General features: G+C 54.8%; 10 protein-coding genes, 3 tRNA genes, 3 rRNA genes and 2 pseudogenes. 11 read left to right on the top strand and 7 right to left on the bottom strand.

Annotated elements, in window-relative coordinates; translation table 11 throughout:
- Positions 1-2 precede the first annotated feature (2 nt).
- The 6 genes from proS to metN form a co-directional block, all read right to left on the bottom strand.
- Positions 3-1721 carry a proline--tRNA ligase gene (gene proS, locus ABOC21_RS19945; RefSeq protein WP_426813008.1) on the bottom strand — a complete coding sequence of 573 codons (1719 nt, stop codon included), beginning with the start codon at positions 1719-1721 and terminating at the stop codon, positions 3-5.
- 112 nt (positions 1722-1833) lie between these two features.
- Complete coding sequence (gene tsaA, locus ABOC21_RS19940) at positions 1834-2541, bottom strand: tRNA (N6-threonylcarbamoyladenosine(37)-N6)-methyltransferase TrmO (RefSeq protein ID WP_426813007.1); 708 nt, start codon at positions 2539-2541, stop codon at positions 1834-1836.
- Positions 2538-2945, bottom strand: coding sequence for an Rcs stress response system protein RcsF (rcsF, locus tag ABOC21_RS19935; RefSeq protein ID WP_426813006.1), 408 nt, complete (start codon positions 2943-2945; stop codon positions 2538-2540). Before rcsF ends, tsaA begins: the two co-directional genes overlap by 4 nt.
- Positions 2946-3053: 108 nt before the next feature.
- Positions 3054-3869: a MetQ/NlpA family lipoprotein gene (locus tag ABOC21_RS19930; protein WP_426813005.1), complete on the bottom strand. Its 816-nt coding sequence runs from the start codon at positions 3867-3869 to the stop codon at positions 3054-3056.
- Between the two features lie 75 nt (positions 3870-3944).
- Positions 3945-4598: a methionine ABC transporter permease MetI gene (locus ABOC21_RS19925; RefSeq protein WP_426813004.1), complete on the bottom strand. Its 654-nt coding sequence runs from the start codon at positions 4596-4598 to the stop codon at positions 3945-3947.
- Entirely contained in the window at positions 4591-5622 is a 1032-nt protein-coding gene (gene metN, locus ABOC21_RS19920) for a methionine ABC transporter ATP-binding protein MetN (RefSeq protein WP_426813003.1), read from the bottom strand. The genes ABOC21_RS19925 and metN overlap by 8 nt, the downstream gene beginning before the upstream one ends.
- A 188-nt stretch (positions 5623-5810) precedes the next feature.
- Between metN and gmhB the strand changes: the two genes are divergently transcribed.
- From gmhB to dkgB, 11 genes and pseudogenes are all read left to right on the top strand, one after another.
- On the top strand, positions 5811-6377 hold the full coding sequence (gmhB, locus tag ABOC21_RS19915; RefSeq protein WP_426813002.1) for a D-glycero-beta-D-manno-heptose 1,7-bisphosphate 7-phosphatase: 567 nt from the start codon (positions 5811-5813) through the stop codon (positions 6375-6377).
- Positions 6378-6744: 367 nt separating this feature from the next.
- A 16S ribosomal RNA gene (locus tag ABOC21_RS19910) occupies positions 6745-8284 on the top strand.
- A gap of 71 nt (positions 8285-8355) precedes the next feature.
- A tRNA-Ile gene (locus ABOC21_RS19905) sits at positions 8356-8432 on the top strand.
- A 111-nt stretch (positions 8433-8543) separates the two neighbouring features.
- Positions 8544-8619: transfer RNA gene (locus ABOC21_RS19900), tRNA-Ala, on the top strand.
- A 177-nt stretch (positions 8620-8796) separates the two neighbouring features.
- Positions 8797-11703: ribosomal RNA gene (locus ABOC21_RS19895) — 23S ribosomal RNA — on the top strand.
- Positions 11704-11794: 91 nt separating this feature from the next.
- A 5S ribosomal RNA gene (gene rrf, locus ABOC21_RS19890) occupies positions 11795-11910 on the top strand.
- Together the 16S, 23S and 5S rRNA genes with 3 tRNA genes alongside form the textbook arrangement of a ribosomal RNA operon.
- A 54-nt stretch (positions 11911-11964) precedes the next feature.
- A tRNA-Asp gene (locus ABOC21_RS19885) sits at positions 11965-12041 on the top strand.
- A 149-nt stretch (positions 12042-12190) separates the two neighbouring features.
- The gene (locus tag ABOC21_RS19880; RefSeq protein WP_426811791.1) at positions 12191-12604 is read left to right on the top strand and encodes a transposase; all 414 of its coding nucleotides are present in this window, start codon (positions 12191-12193) and stop codon (positions 12602-12604) included.
- Positions 12604-12951 (top strand): IS66 family insertion sequence element accessory protein TnpB, encoded by a 348-nt coding sequence (gene tnpB / locus ABOC21_RS19875; RefSeq protein ID WP_426811792.1) that lies wholly within the window; start codon positions 12604-12606, stop codon positions 12949-12951. The genes ABOC21_RS19880 and tnpB overlap by 1 nt, the downstream gene beginning before the upstream one ends.
- 20 nt (positions 12952-12971) lie before the next feature.
- Positions 12972-14585 carry an IS66 family transposase gene (gene tnpC, locus ABOC21_RS19870; protein WP_426811793.1) on the top strand — a complete coding sequence of 538 codons (1614 nt, stop codon included), beginning with the start codon at positions 12972-12974 and terminating at the stop codon, positions 14583-14585.
- Positions 14586-14726: 141 nt separating this feature from the next.
- Positions 14727-15531: pseudogene (gene dkgB / locus ABOC21_RS19865) on the top strand (2,5-didehydrogluconate reductase DkgB).
- Positions 15532-15565: 34 nt separating this feature from the next.
- On the opposite strand, the pseudogene yafC reads toward dkgB, so the two are convergent.
- Positions 15566-16470 (bottom strand): annotated as a pseudogene (yafC, locus tag ABOC21_RS19860) (DNA-binding transcriptional regulator YafC).
- Positions 16471-16497: the final 27 nt, after the last annotated feature.

Genomic DNA, 16497 nt, shown 5'->3' with positions numbered 1-16497 from the left:
AATTAACCTTTAATGGCGTTAACCAGGTAATTCACGATATCGCCCGTTTTAATCAGCTGTTTTTCACCGACGCGGCGATGCTTATATTCGATATCGTCGTTATCGAGGTTGCGGTCGCCCAGCACGATGGTGTGCGGAATACCGATCAGCTCCATATCGGCAAACATCACGCCCGGACGCTCTTTACGGTCGTCCATCAGGACGTCAATGCCGTGGGCGCGCAGTTCGCTATACAGCTTCTCGGCCAGCTCCTGCACGCGGTAGGATTTGTGCATGTTCATCGGCAGAATCGCCACCTGGAAAGGCGCGATAGCTTCCGGCCAGATGATGCCGCGATCGTCAAAGTTCTGCTCGATAGCCGCGGCCACCACGCGGGTTACCCCGATGCCGTAACAGCCCATCGTCAGCACCTGATTGCGGCCATCTTCGCCCTGCACCGACGCGTTCAGCGCCTGGGAGTACTTGGTGCCCAGCTGGAAGATGTGGCCGACTTCGATGCCGCGTTTGATCAGCAGCGTACCCTGACCGTCCGGGCTCGGGTCGCCGGCGACAACGTTACGGATGTCGGCCACTTCCGGGGTGGCAACGTCGCGATCCCAGTTGATACCGAAGTAGTGTTTGCCGTCAACGTTAGCGCCAGCGGCGAAATCGCTCATCGCCGCAACGGTGCGGTCGATAACGACCGGAACCGGCATGTTGACCGGACCCAGAGAGCCTGGGCCCGCTTGCACGATCGCGCGGATCTCTTCTTCGCTGGCGAAAGTCAGCGGGCTGGCAACCTGCGGCAGTTTCTCAGCTTTGACTTCGTTCAGCTCGTGGTCGCCGCGCACCAGCAGGGCAACCAGCGGATAAGCGCTGCCTTCCACCGCTTTAACCAGCAGCGTTTTCACGGTCTTCTCAACCGGCAGATTGAACTGTTCAACCAGCTCGGCGATGGTTTTGGCATTCGGCGTATCGACCAGCGTCATTTCCTGAGCGGCGGCAGCGCGCGGCTCTTTCGGCGCGATGGCTTCGGCAAATTCGATATTGGCGGCAAAGTCGGAGCTGTCGGAGAAGATCACGTCATCTTCGCCGCTCTGCGCCAGAACCTGGAACTCGTGCGATGCGCTACCGCCGATAGAGCCGGTGTCAGCCTGTACCGCGCGGAAATCGAGACCCATGCGGGAGAAGATTTTGCTGTAGGCGGCATACATCGCGTCGTAGGTTTCCTGCAGCGATTCCTGAGTCGTATGGAAAGAGTAGGCATCTTTCATCAGGAACTCGCGCGAACGCATCACGCCAAAGCGCGGGCGAACTTCGTCGCGGAACTTGGTCTGAATCTGGAAGAAGTTCAGCGGCAGCTGCTTATAAGAGTTCAGCTCGTTGCGGATCAGATCGGTGATCACCTCTTCATGCGTTGGGCCGAGGACGAACGGGCGATCGCCGCGATCGACGAAGCGCAGCAGTTCCGGACCGTATTGCTCCCAGCGGCCGCTCTCCTGCCACAGGTCTGCCGGCTGAACGACCGGCATAGACACCTCGATAGCACCGGCGTTGTTCATCTCTTCACGCACGATGTTTTCGACTTTTTTCAGAACGCGCAGGCCGGTTGGCAGCCAGATGTATAATCCGGAGGCCAGCTTGCGGATCATCCCGGCGCGCAGCATCAGCTGATGGCTGATGACTTCGGCGTCGGCAGGTGTCTCCTTTTGGGTGGAGAGCAGATATTGGCTAGTACGCATGTTGTTACGGTTCCATTTGGACGATCGGAACAGGCTGGCGGGCCAGCCTGACACAAAAAAAGTGGTTTAGTTTACCAGTGTGGCAAAGATGCCAAAAGAGAGGAAAATAAAATTAGCGCGGTTCCAGAGAAAAGACTTCAAAACCGGACGCTATTACGCGCCAGCGCACGTTAAAATCGAGCAGCCAGACGGCGTAAGTTTTTCCTGCTTCTTCTTCCTTACGATAGGCCGGGCGCGGGTCCTGCGCCAGAACTTCGCCAATAAACGCCTTCAGCCGCGGATAACGCTTTTCCAGCAGCGCAAGCTGCGCGTCTATTTCAGGCGTAAAGCTAACCGTCATTTCAGCCAGCGGCGCCTGCTGGGCGTAGCTGGCGCGGGCATCCGGCAGCGCTTCGGCAAACGGCAGATAGGGTTTGATATCAACGACCGGCGTACCGTCGACCAGGTCGAGGCTGCCGAGCTGGAGTATCAGCCGATCTTTCTGGCTGCTAATGCCCTTGAGCTCGACCAGCGACATGCCGATTGGATTTGGCCGAAAGGTGGAGCGGGTGGCGAAAACGCCCATTCGCGCGTTGCCGCCAAGGCGGGGAGGGCGCACGGTAGGCCGCCAGCCGCCGTCCATGGTTTGATGAAAAACAAACAAGATCCACAGATGGCTGAAGCTTTCCAGGCCGCGCACGGCGTCAGCCTGGTTATAGGGGGGCAGCAGATGCAGTTCGCCGCCGCCGTTTTTGACCAGCCCGGGCTGGCGGGGTACGGCAAATTTTTCTTTATACGGCGAGCGAATAACGCCTATCTGCGCAAACTGAAAAGCACTCATTGCGCCGAAACGTTAAGCGCGGAGCCAAGGCAAACGGCCTGGCGATAGCATCCTGGCGTGCCGCTGGTGACTTCGCAGCTGTGCAGCAGGACCGCGTTAGCTTTCATTTTCGCGGCATTAATTTGCAGACGCTTACGGGCGGTAGGGATGTTCGGCGGTGAATCCTGATTTGAGGCCTGGCATGACTCACCGGTGACTTCACCCAGATCGCGGAAAGGCTTGCCGACCAGCGCTGACGCATCGGTATAGATCCTTACCGGCGCCGGGCGCACGGCTTTGGGTTTTACCGGTTCCGATTTGACTGGGGCAGTTGCCGTGCTTTGTACAGGTTCGACGGGAGATCTGCTTAGCATAGAGCAACCGCTTAACATGAGTGCTAACAAACAGACCGGTAAAGCACGCATAGTATTTCCTCAATGAATAATAAAACAGGGCGCTATTGAATCAGGTGCTTGCATAAATGACAAGACGGGCATAAAGCCCGTCCTGAATGATATTACGGTGAAAAAAGATTACCAGCCTTTCACCGCGCCGCCGTTAAAGATTTTATTCGCGGCTTCGTTAACTTCATCGCTCTGGTAAGCCTGAACGAATTTCTTAACATTTTCCGCGTCCTTGTTGTCTTCGCGAGCAACAATCAGGTTGACGTACGGAGAATCTTTATCTTCGACAAAAATACCGTCTTTTGCCGGAGTCAGGCCAATCTGGCTCGCATAGGTGGTATTGATAACCGCCAGGGCAATCTGCGCATCGTCGAGGGAGCGTGGCAGCTGCGGTGCTTCCAGCTCAACAATCTTCAGGTTTTTCGGGTTCTCAGTAATATCCAGAGCGGTCGGCAGCAGGCCAACGCCTTCTTTCAGCTTGATCAGGCCCACCTGCTGCAGCAGCAGCAGGGAACGGCCGAGGTTAGTCGGGTCGTTAGGAATGGCAATCTGGGAACCCGGCTGCAGTTCGTCGAGGGTTTTAATTTTCTTGGAGTAGCCGGCAATTGGATAAACGAAGGAGTTGCCGACGGCAACCAGCTTGTAGCCGCGGTCTTTAATTTGCTGGTCGAGGTAAGGTTTGTGCTGGAAGGCGTTAACGTCGATGTCGCCTTTGCTCAGCGCTTCGTTCGGCAGAACGTAGTCGTTGAAAGTCACCAGCTCAACGTCGAGACCATATTTCTCTTTCGCGACTTTCTGCGCCACTTCAGCAACCTGCTGTTCAGCGCCCACAATGACGCCAACCTTAATATGGTTCGGATCTTTTTCATCCTGACCGCAGCCCACCAGAGCCAGAGAACCGATCAACGCACCTACTGCCGCAAAGGTTTTAAAATTAAAGGCCATGCTATTTCCTTCCTGTAAGAGTCTGTGTGTACACGCGTCGTTCGGGTCGCCCCGCACGATGTTGTGTTGATAATGTTATTTGTGAGTCACAGCCCGGACGATACGGTCGCCAGAGAATTGAATTAAATAAACCAGAATAACCAGTAATACCAGCACGGTATTCATTACCGTGGCGTTGTAGCCGATATAGCCGTACTGATAGCCAATCTGCCCCAGACCACCGGCGCCGACCGCGCCGCCCATGGCGGAATAGCCGACCAGGGTAATGAGCGTAATCGTCGCGGCGTTTACCAGACCCGGCAGCGCTTCAGGCAGCAGGACCTTGCGCACGATCTGCATCGGCGTGGCGCCCATTGCGCGGGAGGCTTCGATCAGACCCGTTGGGATCTCAAGCAGCGCGTTCTCCACCATGCGGGCGATAAACGGCGCGGCGCCAACGGTCAGCGGCACAATGGCCGCCTGCAGGCCGATGGAGGTGCCGACAATCACGCGGGTAAAGGGAATCATCCACACCAGCAGGATAATAAACGGTATCGAGCGGAAGATGTTCACCAGCGCCGACAAGGTTCGGTAGAGTTTGGCGCTGGCGGCAATCTGTCCCGGGCGGGTGACGTACAGCAGCACGCCTACCGGCAGGCCGAGGACAAAACCGAAAAAGCCGGAGACAAAGGTCATTGCCAGCGTTTCCCACACGCCGCGCAACAGCAGCCAGATCATTGCCTCAGACATATCCCAGTACCTCTATTTTTACATGATTTTCCTGCAGCCAGGCGATTGCCGCCCGGGTGTCTTCCTGCGTGCCGTGCATCTCGGTCAGCATAATGCCGAACTTCACGCCGCCGGCGTAATCCATCTGCGCGCTGATAATGTTGTTATTCACATTAAAGCGACGGGCGGTTTCTGAGAGCAGCGGAGCATCGACGGAGTGGCCGGTAAACTCCATGCGCAGCATCGGTACGCTATCCGGGAGCGCGGTTGGCTTCAGGCGCGCCTGATAGTCATCCGGAATATCCAGATGCAGCGTGGATTGAATAAACTGCTGCGCCAGCGGGGTTTTCGGATGAGAGAAGACTTCGCTCACCGTATCCTGCTCGATTAGCTGCCCGTTGCTGATGACCGCGACGCAGTCGCAGATACGTTTGACGACGTCCATCTCGTGGGTGATCAGCAGGATCGTCAGGCCGAGGCGGCGGTTGATATCCTTCAGCAGCTCCAGAATGGAGCGGGTGGTCGCCGGATCAAGGGCGCTGGTGGCTTCGTCACACAGCAGAACCTTCGGGTTACTGGCCAGCGCGCGTGCAATCGCCACGCGCTGCTTCTGTCCGCCCGAGAGGTTAGCCGGGTAGCTATCATGCTTATCGGCCAGGCCGACGAGATCCAGCAGCTCGGTCACGCGGCGCTTAATCTCTGCCGGCGGGGTATTGTCCAGTTCGAGGGGGAGCGCCACGTTGCCGAAAACGGTACGCGATGACAGCAGATTAAAGTGCTGGAAAATCATGCCTATCTGGCGGCGTGCGCGGGTCAGCTCCTTTTCAGAAAGCGCGGTAAGCTCCTGCCCGCCAACCTGTACGCTGCCCTGAGTCGGACGTTCAAGGAGGTTTACGCAGCGAATCAGCGTACTCTTACCGGCGCCGGATGCGCCGATAACGCCGTAAATCTGCCCGGCAGGAACATGCAGGCTGACATCGTTCAGCGCCTGTATGGTGTGGTTTCCCTGCTGGAACACTTTGGTGATATGCGAAAGTTTAATCATCAGTTATTTATTATCGTTTAGCCGTTTGCCGTGGCATTTTCTTCTGCCGTGTGCAGGCGATGCCTGTCAATGAAATGGATGTTAAGGCATCCAGACGTCTAAATCAATCTGACTCTGTATAATGAGCACTTTCTTGCATCAGGAAACATGCGATACTAATCAGACTAGCCTTTATCAGGAGTGAACCGGTGGCACAGTCAGTACCCGCAATTTTTCTCGACCGTGATGGCACGATTAATGTCGATCACGGCTATGTCCACGAAATCGATAATTTTGAGTTTATCGCTGGCGTAATTGATGCGATGCGTCAATTAAAGGAGATGGGCTTCGCGCTGGTGGTGGTCACCAACCAGTCCGGTATCGCTCGCGGTAAGTTTAGCGAAGCGCAGTTTGAAACGCTGACCGAATGGATGGACTGGTCGCTGGCCGACCGCGGCGTCGATCTGGACGGTATCTACTATTGTCCGCATCACCCGCAGGGTACCGTTGAAGAGTACCGTCAGGCCTGCGATTGCCGTAAGCCGCATCCGGGGATGCTCATCTCCGCGCGCGATTACCTTAATATAGATATGGCCGCTTCTTATATGGTCGGCGACAAAGTGGAAGATATGCAGGCTGCGCTGGCGGCGGATATTGGCACCAAAGTGCTGGTGCGCACCGGCAAGCCGGTCACGGCGGATGCGGAAAATGCCGCGGACTGGGTGCTTAATAGCCTCGCAGACCTGCCGGCAGCCATCAAAAAGCGGCAAAAATAGGCGTTGCGTATAAAAGATGAGCGGTTGAAATAAAATTGTATTTTTCCGCTTGTCATTCCCGGCGGGCTCCCTATAATGCGCCTCCATCGACACGGCGGATGTGAATCACTTCACAGCAGATAGCCGGGTCGGAAGAGAAAAATCCTGAATTAAAGGGTTGACTCTGCAAGAGGAAAGCGTATTATACGCCACCTCGCAACGGTGAGCGAAAGCCGCGTTGCACTGCTCTTTAACAATTTATCAGACAATCTGTGTGGGCACTCAAAGTGACATGGATTCTTAACGTCTTCGGACGAAAAATGAATACCAAGTCTCTGAGTGAACATACGTAATTCATTACGAAGTTTAATTCATGAGCATCAAACTTAAATTGAAGAGTTTGATCATGGCTCAGATTGAACGCTGGCGGCAGGCCTAACACATGCAAGTCGAACGGTAGCACAGAGAGCTTGCTCTCGGGTGACGAGTGGCGGACGGGTGAGTAATGTCTGGGAAACTGCCTGATGGAGGGGGATAACTACTGGAAACGGTAGCTAATACCGCATAACGTCGCAAGACCAAAGTGGGGGACCTTCGGGCCTCATGCCATCAGATGTGCCCAGATGGGATTAGCTTGTAGGTGAGGTAATGGCTCACCTAGGCGACGATCCCTAGCTGGTCTGAGAGGATGACCAGCCACACTGGAACTGAGACACGGTCCAGACTCCTACGGGAGGCAGCAGTGGGGAATATTGCACAATGGGCGCAAGCCTGATGCAGCCATGCCGCGTGTATGAAGAAGGCCTTCGGGTTGTAAAGTACTTTCAGCGAGGAGGAAGGTGTTGAGGTTAATAACCTCAGCAATTGACGTTACTCGCAGAAGAAGCACCGGCTAACTCCGTGCCAGCAGCCGCGGTAATACGGAGGGTGCAAGCGTTAATCGGAATTACTGGGCGTAAAGCGCACGCAGGCGGTCTGTTAAGTCAGATGTGAAATCCCCGGGCTCAACCTGGGAACTGCATTTGAAACTGGCAGGCTTGAGTCTTGTAGAGGGGGGTAGAATTCCAGGTGTAGCGGTGAAATGCGTAGAGATCTGGAGGAATACCGGTGGCGAAGGCGGCCCCCTGGACAAAGACTGACGCTCAGGTGCGAAAGCGTGGGGAGCAAACAGGATTAGATACCCTGGTAGTCCACGCTGTAAACGATGTCGACTTGGAGGTTGTTCCCTTGAGGAGTGGCTTCCGGAGCTAACGCGTTAAGTCGACCGCCTGGGGAGTACGGCCGCAAGGTTAAAACTCAAATGAATTGACGGGGGCCCGCACAAGCGGTGGAGCATGTGGTTTAATTCGATGCAACGCGAAGAACCTTACCTGGTCTTGACATCCACGGAATTCAGCAGAGATGCTTTAGTGCCTTCGGGAACCGTGAGACAGGTGCTGCATGGCTGTCGTCAGCTCGTGTTGTGAAATGTTGGGTTAAGTCCCGCAACGAGCGCAACCCTTATCCTTTGTTGCCAGCGATTCGGTCGGGAACTCAAAGGAGACTGCCAGTGATAAACTGGAGGAAGGTGGGGATGACGTCAAGTCATCATGGCCCTTACGACCAGGGCTACACACGTGCTACAATGGCATATACAAAGAGAAGCGACCTCGCGAGAGCAAGCGGACCTCATAAAGTATGTCGTAGTCCGGATCGGAGTCTGCAACTCGACTCCGTGAAGTCGGAATCGCTAGTAATCGTGGATCAGAATGCCACGGTGAATACGTTCCCGGGCCTTGTACACACCGCCCGTCACACCATGGGAGTGGGTTGCAAAAGAAGTAGGTAGCTTAACCTTCGGGAGGGCGCTTACCACTTTGTGATTCATGACTGGGGTGAAGTCGTAACAAGGTAACCGTAGGGGAACCTGCGGTTGGATCACCTCCTTACCTGAAAGAACCTGCCTTTGTAGTGCTCACACAGATTGTCTGATGAAAAATAAGCAGTAAAAAATCTCTGCAGGCTTGTAGCTCAGGTGGTTAGAGCGCACCCCTGATAAGGGTGAGGTCGGTGGTTCAAGTCCACTCAGGCCTACCAAATTCATCCTGAATACTGCGTTGTGAAACGACTCGCATACTTCAGTATGCTTCGTCCTTCCACGCCTTGTCTCAGTCTGAATTACCGGTACAGGAGATTAGCAATTACGATGGGGTTATAGCTCAGCTGGGAGAGCGCCTGCCTTGCACGCAGGAGGTCTGCGGTTCGATCCCGCATAGCTCCACCATCCTTTTACTGCCCGAAACAAGAAAACTTCCGAGTGTTCCTGAAAAGGTGCACTGCGAAGTTTTGCTCTTTAAAAATCTGGATCAAGCTGAAAATTGAAACGACACACTTTCAAGTGTGTTCGAGTCTCTCAAATTTTCGCAACGCGACTGTTTTACGAAACAGCTTCGGGTTGTGAGGTTAAGCGACTAAGCGTACACGGTGGATGCCCTGGCAGTCAGAGGCGATGAAGGACGTGCTAATCTGCGATAAGCGTCGGTAAGGTGATATGAACCGTTATAACCGGCGATTTCCGAATGGGGAAACCCAGTGTGTTTCGACACACTATCGTTAAGTGAATACATAGCTTAACGAAGCGAACCGGGGGAACTGAAACATCTAAGTACCCCGAGGAAAAGAAATCAACCGAGATTCCCCCAGTAGCGGCGAGCGAACGGGGAGCAGCCCAGAGTCTGAATCAGCATGTGTGGTAGTGGAACGGTCTGGAAAGTCCGGCGGTACAGGGTGATAGTCCCGTACACAAAATCACACATACTGTGAACTCGAAGAGTAGGGCGGGACACGTGGTATCCTGTCTGAATATGGGGGGACCATCCTCCAAGGCTAAATACTCCTGACTGACCGATAGTAAACCAGTACCGTGAGGGAAAGGCGAAAAGAACCCCGGCGAGGGGAGTGAAAAAGAACCTGAAACCGTGTACGTACAAGCAGTGGGAGCATCCTTCGGGGTGTGACTGCGTACCTTTTGTATAATGGGTCAGCGACTTATATTCTGTAGCAAGGTTAACCGAATAGGGGAGCCGCAGGGAAACCGAGTCTTAACTGGGCGTTAAGTTGCAGGGTATAGACCCGAAACCCGGTGATCTAGCCATGGGCAGGTTGAAGGTTGGGTAACACTAACTGGAGGACCGAACCGACTAATGTTGAAAAATTAGCGGATGACTTGTGGCTGGGGGTGAAAGGCCAATCAAACCGGGAGATAGCTGGTTCTCCCCGAAAGCTATTTAGGTAGCGCCTCGTGAATTCATCTTCGGGGGTAGAGCACTGTTTCGGCTAGGGGGTCATCCCGACTTACCAACCCGATGCAAACTACGAATACCGAAGAATGTTATCACGGGAGACACACGGCGGGTGCTAACGTCCGTCGTGAAGAGGGAAACAACCCAGACCGCCAGCTAAGGTCCCAAAGTCATGGTTAAGTGGGAAACGATGTGGGAAGGCCCAGACAGCCAGGATGTTGGCTTAGAAGCAGCCATCATTTAAAGAAAGCGTAATAGCTCACTGGTCGAGTCGGCCTGCGCGGAAGATGTAACGGGGCTAAACCATGCACCGAAGCTGCGGCAGCGACGCTTATGCGTTGTTGGGTAGGGGAGCGTTCTGTAAGCCGTTGAAGGTGGCCTGTGAGGGTTGCTGGAGGTATCAGAAGTGCGAATGCTGACATAAGTAACGATAAAGCGGGTGAAAAGCCCGCTCGCCGGAAGACCAAGGGTTCCTGTCCAACGTTAATCGGGGCAGGGTGAGTCGACCCCTAAGGCGAGGCCGAAAGGCGTAGTCGATGGGAAACAGGTTAATATTCCTGTACTCGGTGTTACTGCGAAGGGGGGACGGAGAAGGCTATGTTAGCCGGGCGACGGTTGTCCCGGTTTAAGCATGTAGGCGGAGGCTCCAGGTAAATCCGGAACCTTTTAACGCTGAGGTGTGATGACGAGGCACTACGGTGCTGAAGTAACAAATGCCCTGCTTCCAGGAAAAGCCTCTAAGCATCAGGTAACAACGAATCGTACCCCAAACCGACACAGGTGGTCAGGTAGAGAATACCAAGGCGCTTGAGAGAACTCGGGTGAAGGAACTAGGCAAAATGGTGCCGTAACTTCGGGAGAAGGCACGCTGATGGTAAGTGAAGCGACGTGCTCGTGGAGCTGAAGTCAGTCGAAGATACCAGCTGGCTGCAACTGTTTATTAAAAACACAGCACTGTGCAAACACGAAAGTGGACGTATACGGTGTGACGCCTGCCCGGTGCCGGAAGGTTAATTGATGGGGTTATCCTTAGGGAGAAGCTCTTGATCGAAGCCCCGGTAAACGGCGGCCGTAACTATAACGGTCCTAAGGTAGCGAAATTCCTTGTCGGGTAAGTTCCGACCTGCACGAATGGCGTAATGATGGCCAGGCTGTCTCCACCCGAGACTCAGTGAAATTGAACTCGCTGTGAAGATGCAGTGTACCCGCGGCAAGACGGAAAGACCCCGTGAACCTTTACTATAGCTTGACACTGAACACTGGTCCTTGATGTGTAGGATAGGTGGGAGGCTTTGAAGCGTGGACGCCAGTCTGCGTGGAGCCATCCTTGAAATACCACCCTTTAATGGCTGGTGTTCTAACGTGGGCCCGTGATCCGGGTTGCGGACAGTGTCTGGTGGGTAGTTTGACTGGGGCGGTCTCCTCCCAAAGAGTAACGGAGGAGCACGAAGGTTAGCTAATCCTGGTCGGACATCAGGAGGTTAGTGCAATGGCATAAGCTAGCTTGACTGCGAGCGTGACGGCGCGAGCAGGTGCGAAAGCAGGTCATAGTGATCCGGTGGTTCTGAATGGAAGGGCCATCGCTCAACGGATAAAAGGTACTCCGGGGATAACAGGCTGATACCGCCCAAGAGTTCATATCGACGGCGGTGTTTGGCACCTCGATGTCGGCTCATCACATCCTGGGGCTGAAGTAGGTCCCAAGGGTACGGCTGTTCGCCGTTTAAAGTGGTACGCGAGCTGGGTTTAGAACGTCGTGAGACAGTTCGGTCCCTATCTGCCGTGGGCGCTGGAGAATTGAGGGGGGCTGCTCCTAGTACGAGAGGACCGGAGTGGACGCATCACTGGTGTTCGGGTTGTCATGCCAATGGCATTGCCCGGTAGCTAAATGCGGAAAAGATAAGTGCTGAAAGCATCTAAGCACGAAACTTGCCCCGAGATGAGTTCTCCCTGACTCCCTAAGAGTCCTGAAGGAACGTTGAAGACGACGACGTTGATAGGTCGGGTGTGTAAGCGTAGCGATACGTTGAGCTAACCGATACTAATGAACCGTGAGGCTTAACCTTACAACGCCGAAGCTGTTTTGGCGTGAGACGAATAATCAGCTTGATACAGATTAGCTGACAGGCCTTATGGCGTGTTGGCAAACAGAATTTGCCTGGCGGCACTAGCGCGGTGGTCCCACCTGACCCCATGCCGAACTCAGAAGTGAAACGCCGTAGCGCCGATGGTAGTGTGGGGTCTCCCCATGTGAGAGTAGGGAACTGCCAGGCATCAAATTAGCAGTAAACCGGGGCAATAAACCGGTTGTTGTAGAGAAATTCGGTGGAGCGGTAGTTCAGTCGGTTAGAATACCTGCCTGTCACGCAGGGGGTCGCGGGTTCGAGTCCCGTCCGTTCCGCCACTTATTAAAAGCCCTGAGCATTTGCTCAGGGCTTTTTCTTTTTCCGGCCAGCTATTATTGCGTAAGCGCCCCGGCAACGACGTCTGTCGACGTACCTTTAATCCGGTGATGATAGAGTCCACTTAATTTTTAAATGGACTCTATCACAAATGACCCAACCGACAGTCCCACGCCAGCGGGCTACCTACTCCATGCCGTTCAAACTCGACCTGGTTCAGCGATCACTGCAACCCGGTGCCTGCGTGGCACGGCTTGCCCGCCAGAACGGGATTAATGACAACCTGCTGTTCACCTGGCGTCAGCGCTATCGTCATCTGGTTGATGAGCCATCTGATACACCCCCAGCACCGGCCATTATCAGTGACGATATCGTTCCTGTTGTGACCACCGAATACTCACGACCCGCGCTGCCCGAGCTCCCGGCAGCATCAGCGCAAAGCCTGCCACCGGATGCCGGGCAATGCTGTGAGGTCAGTATCGGCCGTGCACGCCTGAAGCTGTCCGGCAACCTCACCCCGGCCATGCTGTCGGCTCTGGTTCGCGAACTGAAGAGAGGTGGCTGATGATATCCCTTCCTGCGGGTTCCCGCATCTGGCTGGTGACGGGCGTTACCGACATGAGAAACGGCTTCAACGGCCTGGCCTCCCGCGTGCAGAATGTCCTCAACGAGGACCCATTCAGCGGCCACCTGTTCATCTTCCGGGGGCGCCGTGGTGATATGGTAAAGCTACTGTGGTCCGATGAGGATGGTCTGTGCCTGTTCATCAAACGTCTTGAGCGTGGACACTTCGTCTGGCCCGCTGTCAGCGACGGGAAGATCCATCTGACCCCGGCGCAACTGGCTATGCTGCTGGAAGGCCTCAACTGGAAACATCCACAGTCATCACAACGTCCTGGCCTGCGGGTGTAACCTGTTGTAATGTCGGGTGTATGAAAAATGAACTCCCTGACGATATCGACCAGTTAAAAGCCATGCTGCGTAAACAGCGGGCGATGCTGAACGACCAGCAGACCCGGTTGCGCCAGTATGCAGGCCAGGTGGCGGGTTATGAGCAGGAAATCAACCGCCTGAAAGCACAGCTGGATAAACTACGGCGAATGCTGTTCGGTCAGAGTTCGGAAAAGAGCCGTAATAAGCTGGAAAACAAAATCCGCCAGGCAGAGAAACGGTTGTCAGAGCTGGAAAGCCGACTGGAGGCGGCAAAAACCTGCCTGAATGGCAACGAGCCGGTACCGGATATACCAGCAGATAGTGTTGTCGTGTCGCAAACGACGCCAGAAAAACCCACCCGCCACACCGCCCGAAAACCGCTGCCAGCCGACCTGCCTCGGGAAACACAGACCTTACTGCCAGCGACCAGCGTCTGCCTGTCATGTGGTGGAGAGCTGAAGGTGATGGGAGAAACTCTCTCTGAGCAACTGGAGATCATCAAAACCGCCTTTAAAATCATCGAAACGGTCCGACCGAAGCTGGCGTGCAGCCGGTGCGACGTTATCGTGCAGGCCCCGCTCCCGGCAAAGCCGGTAGAAGGCAGTCGTGTGGGCAGCAGCCTGCTGGCCCGCATCCTGGTCGGAAAATATGTGGAGCATACGCCGCTGTACCGGCAGACAGAAATCTACGCCCGTCATGGACTGGCGCTGAGCCGTAACACGATGGTCCGCTGGGTCGCGATGATGGGCAACCGGCTTCGTCCGCTGCATGAGGCGCTCAACCAGTACGTTATGCAGGCTGGCAAGGTGCACACTGATGACACGCCGGTCAGGGTGCTGGAGCCCGGGAGTGGTAAAACGCGAACCGGTCGGCTGTGGGTCTACGTCCGGGATGACCGTAACGCCGGGGTGCCAGAACCGCCGGCAGTCTGGTTCTCGTACTCAGCGGACCGTAAGGGGGAACATCCTCAGCGACATCTCTCAGGGTACAGAGGCGTGCTTCAGGCAGATGCGTACGGTGCTTACGACACGCTGTATGAGTCCGGGCACATCAGAGAAGCAGCGTGCATGGCGCATGCCAGAAGGAAAATCCACGATGAGCATGTTCGACGCCCGACAGAAATGACGAATGAAGCGCTGAACCGTATAGGTGCGTTGTATGCCATCGAGGCGGAAATACGCGGCAGCCCGGCCGGGAAACGGCTGCAGATAAGAAAAGCACGGTCGGTTCCGCTGATGACATCGCTGCACGAGTGGATAGAGGCGCAAATGACGACGCTGTCGGTTCACGCGGAGACGGCGAAGGCGTTCGCGTACATACTGAAACAGTGGCACGCCCTGAATGAGTACTGCCGTAACGGTCAGGTGGAAATCGACAATAACATCGGAGAAAACGCGCTGCGCGCGGTGGCGGTTGGCAGAAAGAACTACCTGTTCTTCGGCTCTGACAACGGGGGTGAGGCAGCAGCCATCATCTACAGCCTGCTTGGCACCTGCAAACTGAACGGTGTGGAGCCGGAAGGTTGGTTGTGCGAGGTGATAAGCAAGATCAACGACTGGCCTTCAAACCGGGTACATGAGCTGCTGCCCTGGAACCTATCCTCCGTAAAATAATCCTTACGCCACGTTCATTATGGGGCGCTTACATTATTGCTGTTTTAGCAAAAAGCCTCTGCATTTATCGATCTTTTTCCCCTCCATCGCATCAGCCATAATGTTCCCAATGAGTTAACACTAAGTAAAAACGAGGAATTTATGGCAATCCCTGCATTTGGTCTTGGAACCTTCCGCCTGAAAGATGATGTGGTTATCGCATCGGTAAAAACCGCGCTGGAACTGGGCTACCGTACGATTGATACCGCTCAGATCTATGATAATGAAGCGGCCGTTGGCCAGGCCATCGCCGAAAGCGGCGTGGCGCGTGATGAGTCTGTTTATCACCACCAAGATCTGGATCGAAAACCTGAGCAAGGGCTCGCTCATCGCCAGCCTGAAAGAGAGTCTGAAAAAGCTACGTACTGATTATGTCGATCTGACGCTGATCCACTGGCCTTCTCCGGGCGATGCCGTTGCCGTTGAAGAGTTCATGCCGGCGCTGCTGGAAGCGAAGGCGCTGGGGCTGACTCGCCAGATCGGGATCTCAAACTTCACTATTCCGCTGATGGAACGCGCTATCGCTGCCGTTGGCGCTGAAAATATCGCTACCAATCAGATCGAGCTGTCTCCGTACCTGCAGAACCGCAAAGTCGTGGATTGGGCGAAAGCGCACGGTATCCATATCACGTCATATATGACGTTAGCCTATGGTAAAGCGCTGAAAGATGAAGTGATTTCGGGTATTGCCGCTAAGCATAACGCAACCCCTGCACAGGTGATTCTGGCCTGGGCTTTGGGAGAAGGCTACGCGGTGATCCCGTCTTCAACGAAGCGTGAAAACCTGGCGAGCAACCTGAAATCTCAGGATCTGCATCTGGATGAGGAAGATCGTAAAGCGATCGCCGCGCTGGATTGCAACGATCGTCTGGTTAGCCCGGAAGGTCTTGCCCCTGAGTGGGATTAAAATAAACAACCCTCTGTCGCCCTTATTTAACCCTCTACAGCTCCTTCGGGAGCTGTTTCACGTGCTCGCTGAGAAAATCAATAAACGCCCTAATCCGGGTGCTGACCGCTCTGTCACTATAGTAAACGGCGCTAAACGGCATCTCTACCGGCAGCCGCTTGTCGGCAAGAAGCTCGACAAACTCCCCGCTCGCAATTTCCTGATCTACCATATAATCCGATAAACAGGCGATACCGTTACCGGCAAGGCACAGCTGCTTTATGGTTTCCCCACTATTTGAGGATAGCTCACAGCTCGACTTCCAGCAGTCTGTCCATCGCAGCAGGAGACAGGCCAGGTATTTAATGAAAGAGGCTCAGTAAAACCCAAACACTGGTGATCTTTAAGGCTGGCGACATCCTGCGGCGTGCCGTGGCGAGCGAGGTAGTCAGGTGAGGCGATGATTTTGCGGTAGCTGTTAAATAGCGGCCTGGCGCGCAGGCTGGAATCCGTCAACGTCCCGGCGCGGATCGCAACGTCAACCTTACGCTCAATCAGGTTGATGAAGGTTTCTGACGAAACCAGCGCGAGGGTCATTTCTGGATAGCGTTCGCGAAAAGGCTTTACTAGCGGCATCAGGAAGTGCAGCATCACCGGCGTAGCGGCATCTATCCGCAGCAAGCCCCTTGGCGTCGTCCGCGTTTCCAGAAGCTCATTTTCCGCCGCCGCCATCTCCTGAAGCACCACCTGCATACGGCGAAAGTAGCGTTCTCCCTCCTCGGTCAGGCTTAGCTGGCGAGTTGTCCGGTTAAGCAGGCTGACGCTAAGCTTTGATTCCAGCTTTTTCAACGCCCGGCTGACGGCGGAGTTTGCCTGCCCCAGCTGCTCTGCCGCCCGGCTAAAGCTTCCGCTTTCGACCACGGCGACAAAGATGGCAATCTCTTCTGATGTCGCTCTCATTATTGCACCTGTAGCAAAATTCTATTG

The sequence above is a fragment of the Klebsiella sp. WOUb02 genome (assembly GCF_050058015.1).
Lineage (GTDB): Bacteria > Pseudomonadota > Gammaproteobacteria > Enterobacterales > Enterobacteriaceae > Klebsiella.
The sequence above is the reverse complement of the archived record's forward strand: the minus strand, read 5'-3'. Positions and strand labels throughout refer to the sequence as shown.